The organism is Nocardia sp. NBC_01329, from assembly GCF_035956715.1.
Taxonomy (GTDB): domain Bacteria; phylum Actinomycetota; class Actinomycetes; order Mycobacteriales; family Mycobacteriaceae; genus Nocardia.
This window is the reverse complement of record NZ_CP108381.1, coordinates 919,323-932,758: the sequence shown is the minus strand read 5'-3', so window position 1 is coordinate 932,758 and position 13,436 is coordinate 919,323. Positions and strand designations below refer to the sequence as shown.

14 protein-coding genes and 1 pseudogene are annotated in these 13,436 nt (G+C 63.8%); 8 read left to right on the top strand and 7 right to left on the bottom strand.

Going from position 1 to position 13,436, the window contains the following annotated elements:
• Positions 1–34: 34 nt before the first annotated feature.
• From OG405_RS04375 to OG405_RS04365, 3 genes are all read left to right on the top strand, one after another.
• Positions 35–517, top strand: coding sequence for a hypothetical protein (locus OG405_RS04375; protein WP_327150356.1), 483 nt, complete (start codon positions 35–37; stop codon positions 515–517).
• A gap of 140 nt (positions 518–657) precedes the next feature.
• Positions 658–1,398, top strand: a complete 741-nt coding sequence (locus OG405_RS04370) for an ABC transporter ATP-binding protein (RefSeq protein WP_327150355.1) — start codon at positions 658–660, stop codon at positions 1,396–1,398.
• A complete protein-coding gene (locus OG405_RS04365) occupies positions 1,395–2,183 on the top strand; it encodes an ABC transporter permease (protein WP_327150354.1) in 789 nt (262 codons plus the stop codon). Before OG405_RS04370 ends, OG405_RS04365 begins: the two co-directional genes overlap by 4 nt.
• Positions 2,184–2,798: 615 nt before the next feature.
• Here OG405_RS04365 and OG405_RS04360 read toward each other — a convergent pair.
• Together OG405_RS04360 and OG405_RS04355 are read right to left on the bottom strand one after the other, a co-directional pair.
• On the bottom strand, positions 2,799–2,996 hold the full coding sequence (locus tag OG405_RS04360) for a hypothetical protein (protein ID WP_327150353.1): 198 nt from the start codon (positions 2,994–2,996) through the stop codon (positions 2,799–2,801).
• A gap of 248 nt (positions 2,997–3,244) precedes the next feature.
• A pseudogene (locus tag OG405_RS04355) lies at positions 3,245–4,159 on the bottom strand (IS256 family transposase); the annotation flags it as partial.
• Between the two features lie 261 nt (positions 4,160–4,420).
• Between OG405_RS04355 and OG405_RS04350 the strand changes: the two are divergent.
• Complete coding sequence (locus OG405_RS04350; RefSeq protein ID WP_327150352.1) at positions 4,421–5,305, top strand: HNH endonuclease; 885 nt, start codon at positions 4,421–4,423, stop codon at positions 5,303–5,305.
• 170 nt (positions 5,306–5,475) lie between these two features.
• Here OG405_RS04350 and OG405_RS04345 read toward each other — a convergent pair whose 3' ends face one another.
• Both OG405_RS04345 and OG405_RS04340 read right to left on the bottom strand, forming a co-directional pair.
• Positions 5,476–5,691, bottom strand: a complete 216-nt coding sequence (locus OG405_RS04345) for a hypothetical protein (protein ID WP_327150351.1) — start codon at positions 5,689–5,691, stop codon at positions 5,476–5,478.
• Positions 5,688–6,347, bottom strand: coding sequence for a hypothetical protein (locus OG405_RS04340; protein ID WP_327150350.1), 660 nt, complete (start codon positions 6,345–6,347; stop codon positions 5,688–5,690). Before OG405_RS04340 ends, OG405_RS04345 begins: the two co-directional genes overlap by 4 nt.
• 371 nt (positions 6,348–6,718) lie before the next feature.
• On the opposite strand from OG405_RS04340, the gene OG405_RS04335 reads away from it, so the two are divergent.
• Complete coding sequence (locus OG405_RS04335; RefSeq protein WP_327150349.1) at positions 6,719–7,531, top strand: helix-turn-helix domain-containing protein; 813 nt, start codon at positions 6,719–6,721, stop codon at positions 7,529–7,531.
• A complete protein-coding gene (locus OG405_RS04330) occupies positions 7,528–7,719 on the top strand; it encodes a DUF397 domain-containing protein (protein ID WP_327150348.1) in 192 nt (63 codons plus the stop codon). The genes OG405_RS04335 and OG405_RS04330 overlap by 4 nt, the downstream gene beginning before the upstream one ends.
• 133 nt (positions 7,720–7,852) lie before the next feature.
• Here OG405_RS04330 and OG405_RS04325 read toward each other — a convergent pair whose 3' ends face one another.
• A complete protein-coding gene (locus tag OG405_RS04325; RefSeq protein ID WP_327150347.1) occupies positions 7,853–8,323 on the bottom strand; it encodes an RDD family protein in 471 nt (156 codons plus the stop codon).
• 298 nt (positions 8,324–8,621) lie between these two features.
• On the bottom strand, positions 8,622–9,788 hold the full coding sequence (locus OG405_RS04320; protein ID WP_327150346.1) for a class I SAM-dependent methyltransferase: 1,167 nt from the start codon (positions 9,786–9,788) through the stop codon (positions 8,622–8,624).
• A 463-nt stretch (positions 9,789–10,251) separates the two neighbouring features.
• Between OG405_RS04320 and OG405_RS04315 the strand changes: the two genes are divergently transcribed.
• Positions 10,252–11,250: an AraC family transcriptional regulator gene (locus OG405_RS04315; RefSeq protein ID WP_327150345.1), complete on the top strand. Its 999-nt coding sequence runs from the start codon at positions 10,252–10,254 to the stop codon at positions 11,248–11,250.
• A 329-nt stretch (positions 11,251–11,579) separates the two neighbouring features.
• Positions 11,580–12,653: a phosphotransferase gene (locus OG405_RS04310; protein WP_327150344.1), complete on the top strand. Its 1,074-nt coding sequence runs from the start codon at positions 11,580–11,582 to the stop codon at positions 12,651–12,653.
• Here OG405_RS04310 and OG405_RS04305 read toward each other — a convergent pair.
• Entirely contained in the window at positions 12,616–13,371 is a 756-nt protein-coding gene (locus OG405_RS04305; protein WP_327150343.1) for an alpha/beta fold hydrolase, read from the bottom strand. The genes OG405_RS04310 and OG405_RS04305 overlap by 38 nt on opposite strands.
• Positions 13,372–13,436 lie beyond the last annotated feature (65 nt).

Genomic DNA, 13,436 nt, shown 5'->3' with positions numbered 1-13,436 from the left:
ATCGGTTCGCAGGTTTGTCTCAGAAGGGGCCGTCATGTCCAGATTCATCAGAATCGCCGCTGTCTGTATTCTCACCGCACTCATGGGATTCGGACTGGCGCAACCCGCGTCGGCCGATTTCTCCATCCGGGCCTCCCAGGCATCGGATCTCTACGTCGGCGACAACGTACCGACCCTGGCGCAGATCGAAAGGCAATTCGCCGCGTTCTGGAACCCGAATATCGGCATGGACCCGAAGGTCGAAGTGAGCTACAACGGCCCCTCGGCCCGCCCCGCCCTCGAGCGGGTCATGGAGTCCAGCAAGACCATGGATTTCTTCTCCATCCAGGGTCGTGCCATCGGCCCCGTGAACGTTTCCGGTAACACCATGACGGTCACCGTCGAGGGTCTGATGGCGGGCTTCCCCGCGCAGAGCACGCTCTACCACTACATCCGCGAAGGCGGTCTGTGGAAATTCGACTGGAAGTCCATCTGCCAGGGACTCCAATGCCAGGGTAACCCCTCCTTCGGCTACTGAGCCCCCGCACACCTGCCGGAGCGGCGCCCCGAAATCATCGGATCCGGGTGCCGCTCCGCCCGGGCGCGCGCCATCTCGAGCCGGAACCCACCGAGACTTCGATTCCAGCAGGTTTCAGCACCAGTCACCCAGGAATTCATATGATCAGCGTTCGTGGCGTTTCCAAACGCTTCGGTGCGAAACTCGCCGTCGACAACGTCACCTTCGAGGCCGGGCCGGGCTCGATAACCTATCTTCTCGGACCGAACGGTGCCGGAAAAACCACGGTGATGCGCATGATCGCCGGCCTGGCTCACACCAGCTCCGGCACGATCTCGGTCAACGGCAGCGGGCTGCGAGATTTCCGCAGCACGATCAACGAAATCGGTTTCAGTCTGGGCGCTTTCGCCCGCAATCCCGGGCACACCGCCGAACAACATCTGCTGTGGCAGGCAAGGTTGGGCGGCCTGCCGAAATCGGAAGTCGCGCCGGTACTCGATCGAGTCGGCCTCACCCGGGTCGCGAAGCGCTCGGTCGGCAAATTCTCCTACGGCATGCTCCAGCGCCTCGGCATCGCCTCCGCGCTCCTGGGCGACCCGAAGACCCTGGTTCTCGACGAACCCGCCAACGGCCTGGATATCGAAGGCATCATCTGGCTCCGCGAACTCCTCCTCGGCTTGGCCGCCGAAGGCAAATGCCTACTGGTGGCCTCCCACAACCTCACCGAAGTGGAGATCACCGGCACCCGCGTGGTCATCATGGGCAAGGGCGAAGTCCTGTCCGATACAAGTAAGGACGAACTGGTGGCGGCAGGGTCCGGACCACGCCCCTTGGAATCGGCATACGTCGAAATCACCGAGAACAGCGTCGAATACGTCGCGACCGGAGGTGCGAAGAAATGATCGCCACCTATCTCGTCCGCGCCGTCCGCAGCGAAATAGCCAAACTTTCCTGGCGCAGCTCGGTCTGGTACGCCATCGTCCCCCTCGCCGTCGCCATCCCGATCGGCCTCAACTTCGGTATCGCCAAAGCCACCGAAGCGAACAAACTCAACGGCGCCGGCGGAATGGACACCAACAACGCCGCCTACTGGATCCTCGTCTTCTCCGCCTTCATCCTCATGGCGGGCGGGGTGTCCTCGCTGTGCGCGGAATTCAAGGACAACACGGTCGAAACGGTTTTCGGCATCCAGACCCGGCGCTGGATCCTGCCCATCGCCAAACTGATCGTCTTCGGTGTGATCGCCGCCCTCGCCGCCCTCGTGGTCACATTCCTGATCCTGTGGGCGTTCCCACAGCTGTTCCCCGAGATCTGGGGCAGGGTCGAGGTGTTCTCGGCCGACGGGGTCAAGCTGTTGATCGGAGTCCCGGTCTACACGCTGCTGATCACCGCGCTCGGCTTGGGAGTCGCCGCGCTGGTCCCGAAGCCGGGGTTGGTGGTCATGATCGTGCTGCTGTGGAAGTTCGGGGTGGAGGTGTTCGTAACCTTCGTGCCCGGGGATCTGGGTGTGACTCTGCAACAGTTGTCGCCGTTCAAGAACGGCGAGCTGGGAGTCGGACAGTTGGCGACCATCGAGAGCCTGTTCGGTGGGCAGAACGGATCGCTGGCGTATTTCGCATTGGTCTGCGTGGCAATTTTCGGCGTAGGTACGGTCCGGCTCTCCCTCACCGACACCAAGGGCTACTGAACAGCGACGCTCCAGCTCGGCCGCGTACTGGTCGCCCTCCTGGGTGGAGGATACGAATGGCTGTGGTCGACCGAGTCGAAATCGCGTTTCTGGCAGCGCCGGTGACCGTCTATCGATTTTCGATCCTGTGGCATACCGGCGCCACTCGTGGTCGAACGCTGTTAAACCGGCCCGAACAGTCTCGACCGGTCGCCACCCGATACGTCCGTCACTTCGTACCGAAGAATGCTCGACCTTGCGACCCTGCTCATATGGCTTTGAGGACACCCTCTAGACCATCCGGGTCGGACCGGGGAGATCCCCGGCCCCACCCGAAGATCGACACTCACTCACGTCACTCGGTATGAGACGTATCTCGGCGAGGTTGGCTCGAGGTCGAAGTTACTCTTTCGGTTCTTCCGAGTAGTAAACGGTGATCGACGGCCATGGACCGTTGGCGGTGATCTCGTTGTGCAAGACCAGGTCTTGCACTGTCACGTTGCCTAGGCTTTCGATCGAGTCGGCCACTGTCCGCAACAACGCGACGACATCACCCTGGTTGTCTCCCGCCGGATTCGACTGAGAGAAGTGAGAGATTGTGTACCGCGGAATTGTCATTCTTCCTCGCTCCTTCGGCTACTTCTTCTTACCGCGCTTCTGCTTGTTTCGGTCGCCCTCGTACTTCTCTGCCTGCTGGATCTTCTTCTGGGCACGGTTGTAGTCCCCCACATCGTAGGGTCGTCCCGCGTTCTTGTTATCCACGGCAGCCTGCTCCTCCGGCGACAGCTGAGCGGGCTGCGGTGCCGCGTGCATGATGCCTACCCCAGGGGGCATGGCCGCAGCCTGCGGTGTGACAGCGGACCCGAGGCCAAGCGCGGAGAGTACGATCATTGCCGCGACGAGTATCTGCCGATTGTTGTTCATGTAGCTAACCCTTCGGTGGTGTTCAGTGCGTTGCAGACCGTGCGGGAACACGGATGCTCCGGGGTTGGGGATTTCCGCTCCCCAGCCCCGGGTCTGCGCCCCTATTCGTACGCAGACCTAGCGGTCAAGACCATGGCTTCTGGCCGTGTCTAGTTCCGTTACAAGATCAGACGTTGTTCTCGGTCGATCGGTTCCACGACTTCCAAGGAAGTTCTCCATTGCCCGGCATCGGCTTCAGAGATCAGTTCAGAATGAACTTTGAGGTTGCCTTGCGGTGCGCCGCAGCATGTTTGACAATCCCAGTGTGGGTGATGCGGTAGTGACCGACGCGTTGTGGGCCAGGCTGGAACCGTTGATTCCGGTGCGGGAGAGACGCTTCCGGTACCGAGCCGCCACAGGGCCATGACCGGGCCGCGTTGGAAGGCATCCTGTACGTGGTTCGCACGGGCATCGGATCCCAGCAGATCAGCTCGTGCGGTGTCGAGATGCTGCGCCACTTTCGGCAACTTCCCGTCCAGAGCATCCAACATTCGGGCGTATTGGGCAGCAACCGATTCCGGGTCGGCTTGGTCGAACACCGAATGCAGCAGAGTCCACACCCAGGGCCACGAAGTTTTCGGGCAGGCCGACATCAATTTGACCGTCTAATGGGTCCTGCATCGCTGCTAGGCCACGCCCGGCAGGGTCGCGCCGATCGCCGCGACGAGACCGGCGTGGGCGTCGGAGGTCACGAGTCCGACGCCGGTCAGGCCGCGAGCGACCAGGTCACGGAAAAACGCCAGCCAGCCGGCACCGTCCTCACCACTGGTGACATGAACCCCGAGGCTCTCGCGGTAGCCCTCAGCGTTGACACCAGTCGCGACCAGGCAATGCACGTTGACCACACGCCCGTTCTCCCGGACTTTCAGCACGAGAGCGTCGGCGGCGACGAACGTGTATGGCCCTTGATCGAGGGGGGCGGTGCGGAACGCTTCGACCTGGGCATCGAGTTCGGCGGCCATAATCGACACCTGCGACTTCGACAGCCTGGTCACCCCCAACGATTCGACGAGCTTCTCCATCCGCATCATCGACGACGGCCCCGGAAGGCCGAACCGGACAGGCTCGCTGGCCCACGGGCGCAGAACAGCCTTCACTCGCTCCGGATCGACCGGTTCGGAATGTCCCAGACGTCTCTCACCTCGCTCGAGGTTGCCCGAGAAGATGGGAATGCTGACCCCAGTACAGCTCCAGGGTCTATCGGCAGCCCGAACCACACACATAAGCTGTTGCTGCTCGGCAGATCTCGCGGCCGAGGCTCGACGCCGACAAGGCAACCCTGGCAGACTTCGTCCGTGGAAATCAGCGCTGAAGCCGTGCTACGCCAGGCAATATTCGATCACCTGAGCGAGCTGGTACGCGAGACTCCCGTCGTGACACGACAGCAACTTTGGGACTTCTATGTCGATGGTGAACAACACCAACTCGTCGACCGCAATCGAGGAATACGCAACCCGAGGGATATGGTCGCGACGCTCTCCATCATGTCGGACCCCAACAGCAAGTACGCGGACGAAGAACTCGGCGGATCCTTGTTTTCCTATGCTTACCGAGAGGGCACGACTGCAGGTGACAACAAGAAGCTACGTCGGGCGTACGAACTGGGACTACCACTGATTTTGCTTCGAAAGATTGAAACCGGCGTGTACCTCCCGATCTTTCCCGTATACGCGATAGGCGATGATCCGGACAACCGCAGATTCCTGATTGGGCTGGATGAGAGCCTCCGGTCCATCAAGGACCCGCTCGACCTTCAACCACTGGAACGACGCTACGCAGAACGAGTGATCAAGCAGCGACTTCATCAGCCCGAGTTTCGAGGACGTGTACTACTCGCATACAGGAGCGAGTGCGCTGTATGCAACCTGAAACATGGAGCGCTACTCGATGCGGCCCATATCATCGCGGATACCAAGCCGCACGGTAGCGCCGATGTCGATAATGGTCTGAGCCTCTGCAAAATCCACCATTCAGCTTACGATCTCAACTTCTTGGGAATTTCCCCTGACTACGAGGTGCATATCAACGAGAGTTTGCTGCAGGAGAAGGACGGACCCATGCTGAAGCACGGGCTCCAAGAGATGCACGGGCGTGAACTTTCGATACCTTCGAAGCGAGCGGAAAGGCCTGCAAGAGATCGGCTTGCAGAAAGATTCGATGAGTTCAACCGAGAAGCGTGACCTCCACGACTCTTCGGCGGCCCGTCATGTGACGCGTGGGTCGCGATGGCGAAGGCCTTCCGCCGCGCGGCGCCCGGAGGAAGGCCCGGATTCGTTCCTCGATCGGTGCCCGCCGATGATTCGCAGTTCGGGATCGGCAGGAACACAGAGCGCCTCGGGCAGGTTCGGGGTCAACCGTACAGGTAGAGCCCTTCACACGGGAGACGTGGAAGACCGGCCGGGTCCTCACGGAGTACGGCAGCGGTGTGGGTGCCGTGGTGCGCGGTCCACTCCTGGAGGAAGCGTTCGGCGGCGGTGCGGTGGGCTCGGTAGTCGAGGCGGAGGCCGTGAAGGAACACTGTGAGGCGAACGTCGGCGCCGAGCGATTGGGTTGCGAAGGCGCTCATGGCTGCGCCTGGGTGAGACCAGTGAGCAGTCGTTGGAGCATCGCGACGTTTGGGCACCTGCTCGAGGTGGTCGACCCGACCGGCAGGTAAGGGAGACCGCGGGCGGCGGCGCGTTCGCGGGGGCTGCGGGTGGCGGGGACGAGTTTGCCCGTCTCGACCAGTAGGGCGAAAGCGGCGGCCTTGCGAGGGCAGTCCAAGGGATTGCAGGTCAGGTGGGTCTGCATGATGCGGTGCGCGTCGGCGATGCGCAGCCGGGTATCGGGTTCGCTGTGCCAGACCTCGGGCAACCAGATGGGTTGACGCGCTAGTCCTTGTGGGTTCGTGCCGACTTTCATCCAGAGCTGTTCCGGGAACACCGTGATGAGGTCGCAGGCGTCGCAGAAGCGGCCGGGGTGGTTTTCGATATGCGCGAGGTCGGGGATGATCAACGTCGTTGTGCTGGTGGCGCGGACGATATCGAGGACGTGGCCGATAGCGTCCGGAACGGAGTCGGGGCCGAGTCGGACAATGTAGATCAGCGTGTGCCCCTGCCGTCGGGCGAGCCGGCGGATGGCTTCCGTGACGCGGGTCCGGCAGGGCGAGAAATCGCTTCGGAAGTAGCCGATCGCGCGGGGACGGTGCGGGTGCCGTATTCGGTTTTCCGTTCGTATCGTCATCTATTCGAATCCTTTTCGGAGATGCGTATGTGTTCGATGACCGGGCATGGGCATTTCCGCCTACAGCGGCAATTCGGTGGCCGGCAGGTTCCTGAAAATTGGCGATGAAAGTATTTGCACTCGGAGACTATTGGAGCTTCCGAGTCATCGGTGTGGATATAGTAGACACCGAAATGAGTTTGCTGAGAAGGCTATTCGGGGCAATCTGGCGAAATCACCGGTCGCCCAGTATGGATAGGTCCAGAAAACATAGGTCCGTACTGGACCACGACGGAGTAGCGAGGGTGGGCATGGCTATTGGTTCGACTCTTCCGCGACGCGCACTGGGTCGGCGGCTTCGCGAACTTCGATTCCAATCGAAGAAGAGTCAGTTGGCCGCAGGCTTGGCGATCGAGGTGTCCAAGCAAGGAATAGGGCGGCTGGAGGAGGGGCAACCGGTTCGAATCAGTACCGCGCAGTTCCGGGACCTACTGGAGTTCTACGGGGCAGGCGACGAGGTGAGAGATGAAGTGCTGGGCCTCGTACAAGAGGTGAAGGTGGCGAAGGGCGATCCGTCGCGCGGATGGTGGCGCACCTACGCCGATGTGGTGAACCCGCACTTCGACCATTTCATGAGTCTCGAGCAGGCGTGTTCCCAGCTGACCGCATTCCAGTTGACGTTGCTACCCGGATTACTCCAATCACCCTCCTATCGGCGATGGATTGTGACGATGACCAACCCGACTATGGCGACCGTCGATGTGGAACGCCAGTTGGAGCTCACCGCTCGTCGGCAACGTCGGCTCCATGAGGTACCGGACTTTTCGCTGAACGTGGCGGTCTCAGAGGCGGTCTTGCGGCACCAGGTCGGCGGGCCGGAAGTCATGAGGGAGCAGCTACAACATCTCATGTGCGTGTCCGAGCTGCCGAATGTTTCACTTCGAGTGATCCCGTTCGACGCAGGCCCACACTTCGGCCTGGTGGTTCAATCCTTCACGCTGTTCGAATTTCCATCTCTCCGTGCTGGTCACCCGCCAGAGCCCCCGGTCGCCTTCGTGGAGGGATTCACCGGTGCACTGTTCCTCGAAGACGACGAAACGATCATCCGCCACAGGGAGGCGGTGGCGAGTATCCGAGCGGTAACGTTGGAAGAGGACGACACCCGGAGTCTGATGCAAGTAATCGCAGAGGAGCATGTCGCGTGAGCAGGGGTTTATTCGGAGCGGACTGGTTCAAGAGCAGCTACAGCCAAGCGGGCGGCGACTGCGTGGAGGTCGCGCATCTTGCAGACGTGGTCGGTGTTCGTGATTCGAAGAACCCCGCTGGTCCCGCGCTCGTGTTCGCCCCGGCCGAGTGGGATGCGTTCCTCCGGGTGATCTCTTCCGGTAGTTGAATGCCGCAGCTGCCGGTGGTGGTGTGCCCCTGCCCTGAGCAAGGCGATGGACGGCCGATCCGGCGGCTGCCCACAATCAAAGATCGGCGGTGCGCAGGGCACCGCCGATCTTTGTTCAGCGCAGTGACCAGGTCTACGTGTCGATGACCTGAGTCCCACCTGCCGCGTTGTCGTGCCAACCCTGCTTCGTCGGGCTCGAGCTGATCGTGAACGCGATGGCGATCGCCGCGATGAACCACAGCAAGCCGCCCACCCACGGAATCAGGTTCAGCAGCATGTAGGCGTTGCGGATCGCGGAGTCCTTGAGGCTGGGTTTCGGTGCCGCACCCGACCCGTTGACGTGCAGCGAGAGCAGTTTCTTACCCGGGGTCGAGCCCGAGGACACCTCGAAGACGACGAAGTAGAGCCAGCCGAAGGCGGCGCCCGGGAGTACCGAGACCCAGTCGGGAGTGTCCCAGACCGAGCCGAGGAGCCAGAAGAAGAGGGCGCCGATGATGCCGGCGATGATCCAGTCGACGAACCTGGCCACCGCGCGTTTGCCCAAGCCTGCCGGTTTGATACTGGTGGTGGGGCTGAATGCGGGGTCGAATCCACCTGCGGTCATCACGCCTCCTAGCGAACGCTGTGTGACTCGGTTGCCTGTTCGGTGCTGATCACGGCATATCGATCTCCAAGGATGTCATACGCACAGGTAGCGGCGGCTCCTCCGACACTGATTCGTGTCCAACCCGAGTTGGGTATTCAACCTTTCCGAAGTGCGAAAACAGTGGGTTCGGCGACCTGGGGGCGACCGACGGTGCGCATCGACTCGTATATATTTGCCCAGCGATAGCGGTAGTCGGGTTCGGTATGCGCGCGCTCGGACTGTCGAGGTGCCAAGCTGCGGGGGTTGCGCCGCTGAGTCAGATCTCGGCGGGGGACGAATCGGGTACCAGCCGCCACAGCGAGGTGACTTCCCGGGCTCGGGCGATGTGGAGCGGATCGGAACTGTCCGCGGCGCGGGGATGTCGTGGGGAGGTGTCGTATCGGGCGAGGACCCGCAGTCCGGCGTCGGCGACGGCGGCGAGCAGTTCGGCGCGGGTCCGCAGGCCGAGGTGTTCGGCGAGGTCGGACAGGATCAGCCAGCCCTCGCCGACCGGGGTGAGGTGCGCGGTGAGGCCGTCCAGGAAGCGGCGGAGCATAGCGGAACCGGGATCGTAGATACCGAGCTCGAGGTCCGAGGTGGGACGCGCGGGCAGCCAAGGCGGATTGCATACGACCAGGTCGGCGCGACCGGAGGGCCACAGATCGGTTTCGTCGACGCGCGTGCGATCGGCCAGGCCCAGACGGCGCAGGTTGGCGCGGGCACACACCACCGCGCGGGGGTTGATATCGGTGGCCACCACATGTCGCGCGCCGCGCCGGGCCAGTACGGCGGCGAGTACCCCGGTGCCGGTGCCGAGATCGAATACGACCGGCCGCGGCGCGCTCGGCGGTAGTGGCGCGTCGGCGACGAGATCGATGTATTCGCCGCGGACCGGCGAGAAGACTCCGTAGGCGGGGTGGACACTCGTCCGCAGCGCGGGAATGTCGACACCTTTCAGATGCCACTGATAGGCGCTGAGGACGCCGAGGACCTCGGGCAGCGATACGCAGGTCGGCCCGGTGTCATCGGCGGCCGGGGGGCCGTAGGCATGGCCGCACGCGTCCCGCACGTCGGGCGCTCGGCGCAACCGCAGGGAGTGGTCGGGCTCGAGCACGACGAGCAGCCGTCCGAGCAGTTCGGCACGTCGGGCCCGCGCCGCGCGATGGCTGTGGAAGAGCGCCGCGGCGTCACCACCACCACCACCTCCACCACCGCCACGGGCGTCGCGGCGCAGCCGTCGATCCAGAGCGCTCATGAGCTGACGGGCGTTGTGGAAATCTCCTCGGTACAGCAGACCCGTCCCGGCACGGCCCATGCGGTATGCGGACTGCGCGGAGATCCGATCGTCGACGACGACCACCTGTTCCGGCGGGGGCGCGGCGTTCTCGGAATACCAGCGGGCGGAGCGAGTTTCATCGTTCTCGGTCCAGCTGATGGTGGACATGTGTACTCCTGCGAGGTCGAGGGCATCCGGCTCGGCGATGCTCCGATTCGGGAATACGACAGGTCTACGCGCTGATCAGCAGCAGGTCAGGACAGGTCGTTCCCGCGTCGAAGCGCGGGAGCGGTGTTCTCCTACTACCTGGCCCGTGATCACGGCCGATCTCTCCGTCGTGTGGGTTCATCCTCGCATGGGCGCCCATCCGGCCCGCACTCGGTAATGGTCAGGTGGCCGCCTCGGCGGAATTTCGCCGGATGCGAACAGACGCGGCTCGACACCGGGGCATCACCTGCCGGGGCACGACGAACGGTGCCTGTCGGCGGGCGAAACGCGCCTATGTCTCCGGCACGCCGCGCTGATACCGAGTTCGACGGCGGGACCGGCATTTCCAGCTCCGGTGCCCGCCTCTGGATCAGGTTATGGTCGATGCGCTCCGGGCATTCCGGTGAGAATTCGTGCTGGTTAGGTGTATTCGCAATTGGATACGGTGGAGAGCGTCTCGTTCCCGAACTTCATACTGGACCGGACCGGCGTGAGTCCGGCGGTGCGGCGTCAGCTCGCCCGCGCGGCGGGACTGCCGGAGTGGGTGCTGAACACCGCGGACACCATGGTGTCCAGCAATTATCAGCTGCGGTTGTGGGAATCGCTCGAATACGAACTGGCCGAACCCGATATCGCGCTGCGTGTCGGCGCGAGGAACACCCTGGGTCATTTCGGCGTGCACGACTATCTGTTCAGCACCGCGCCCACACTGGGTGAAGGCCTGGCCCGCTCCGAGGAATACGCCGGCCTGATCACCACCAATGTGGGTTTCGCGGTGCTCGGCGACTCCGAGGATGAAGCGAACGCGAATATCCGATTGCTGAGCGGGCTCGGCCGGGGCCGGCAACTGGCCGTCCAATTCGCCCTGGCGGCGGTGGTGACCCGGGCGCGCAATGCGACCGGGCGGAATGTGCATCCGATCCGGATCCGCTTCCGGCAGCCCCCACCGCGACGGCACGACCGGTTCGTCGAGATGTTCGGGACCCGGCAGGTCGATTTCGGTGCCCCGACCGATCAGATCACCTTCCGCGCGTCCGATCTCACGCTGCCGCTGCGTACCGCTGATCCGGTACTCGCCGATATCCTCCGCCGGTACACGGCGGCCCTGCCGCCACCGCCGCGACTCGAGGTCACCTGGGCGGGGCAGGTGCATCAGGCGCTCACCCTGCTGCTGGGTGACGGGCGGGTGACCATCGACCGGGTCGCGCGGCATCTGGCGACGAGCCGGCGCAGTCTGCAGCGGCGGCTGACCGATGAGGGCACCACCTGGACGCGCGAACTCGACCGAGCCCGCGCGGTGCTACTCGAGCGGCGGGTCCGGCTCAGTCCGGACGATACGCAGACTGCGCTGGCTCGGCGGATCGGCTATTCCGATCCGGGCACGCTGCGGCGGGCCAGACACCGCTGGTCGGCACAGGGCTGACGCGGCAGGTGGGCGGGACCGCGCCGCACGCGGGGCGAACGGCGCCATTTCACAAGGTCGTCACAGCACCGAAAGCGACGAATACCCGCAGGTGAACAATATTGTTCGAGTCGACCGCCCGGGGTGGCCGACCGATGCGGCGGCGGCTCTCACTGACCCATACTTGCCATCCGCCGGGCGGTTGTGCGGCGTCACGAGCCGGGAAGGGCGATGGGATGGATGCGACAGCTATAAACGGTCGGTCGGAGGGTGTGCTCCCGGGGGTGCTGAAACTGGGCGGGCACGTACTGGCGGAGAAGGTGCCGCGGAGCCTGAACGGCAGGATTCCGATGCGCAGGAGCGAGGTCGACACCGAATGGTTCGACCGCGTGCTCACGGCCGATCACCCGGGGGCACAGGTGGAATCGTTCGATATCGTGGACGCGGACGCGGGAACGACCAGCCGATGGAAGGCCACCGTCCGCTATAACGAGGCGGGCCGCCGGGCGGGACTGCCCGAGCACCTGTTCGCCAAGACGACTCTGACCTTCACTCAACGGCTCACGCAGTACCTGGCGCATGCGCTACCCGGTGAACCGGGGTTCTTCCAGCATCTTCGACCGGGGCTCGATATCGAAGCGCCCCACGGGTATTTCGGGGCTGCCGATACGCGCACCGGACGATCGCTGACCCTGCTCGAAGATGTGAGCGTCTCCCGGCAGGCGCGGTTCTGCACACCGTTGGAGCGGGTCACCCGGGAGCAGATGGAGGATCTGCTGGCGAATATGGCGCGCTGGCACGGGCACTACTGGCAATCGCCCAGGCTGAACGCGCACGACTGGTTGAAGACACCGGGCGCCCATTTCCGGAATTTCGATCGGCTCCTCGGTATGCGGAAGCGGGCGGCGGTCGGCTTGAAACGCGCCCCCGAAATCGTCCCCGGCACTTTGCCTCCGGTGCAGGACGATCTCTACGAAGCCTGCGGTCGCGCTCTGCTGATCGCCGAACAGGGACCCCACACCCTGCTGCACGGCGACCCACATATCGGCAACGCTTATATCTGCGGCGACGGCAGTATGGGGTTCACCGACTGGCAGCTGGTGATGCGCGGCAGCTGGGCATTCGATGTGGCTTATACGATCACCTCCGGGCTGGAGGTCGCTGATCGGCGAGCCTGGGAGCGTGAACTGATCGCCTTCTACATCGACCGCCTGTGCGCGGCCGGTGGACCCGCACTACCCCTCGAAGCCGCGTGGCTCGCCTACCGGCAGCAGTCGCTCTACCCGTATTTCGCCTGGATGATCACCATCGGGCGCAGCGCCCTGATGCCGGAATTCCAGCCGGCCGAGGTCTGCCGGGCGATCGTGCACCGCACCGCCACCGCCATCATGGATCTAGAAGCGCTGACGGCTGTGAATCGTTGAACGGGGTGGCGCGGGCACTATCGCAGCCGTCGGCGATATCACGGATCAACCGGGCGAAGCGCCGCGGTTCGGCGAGCGGTAGATAGTGCCCGGCTCCCGGCACCACGAGCAGCCGCGACCGGGGCGAGGCGGCCGCGAAGCGCTGCTCGTGGCCACGGAAGTGATCCCGGCTCCCGTTGATCAGCCAGACCGGGCCGGAATATCGGGCGAGTTCGGCGAGCGGATCGAAGGTCCGCACAGCGTCGCCGATATCGGGCAACACCTCGCTGGCGATTCCGCCCGCCGCGACGGCACGGGCGACCGGTGCGGGGAGGACGGCGGCGAAGATCCGGCGGCTGAGCCGCTCGCCTCCGTCACGCTGAGCCGATAGGAGCGCATGTGCCATCCGGAACGGAAGTGCCAGTGCGCTGTTCGGAATACGTGTCGAGCCGGCGACAACCAGGCCGGCGACCTGTTCGCCGAGTTCAGCGGCCGCCGCGATTCCGATGTGCCCGCCCAGCGAGTGACCGACGACCAGTGCACGGCCGCCGACCGAATCCACCGCCGCGCGAACGGTGTCGATCGCCGCGGGCATCGTGAAGCGTTCGCCGCGGCGTAGGCCGTGCCCCGGAAGGTCCGGAGTGACCACCGTCCGCTCGGTCCCGATTTCGTCCACCACGGAAACCCAGCACCGTCCGCTCAAGCGGATTCCGTGCACCAGAACCACCGGGATACTCATGAGACCTCCATATGCAACGCAACGTTGCGTTGTACTGTAGCTCGGCAATACCCGCAACGCAACGG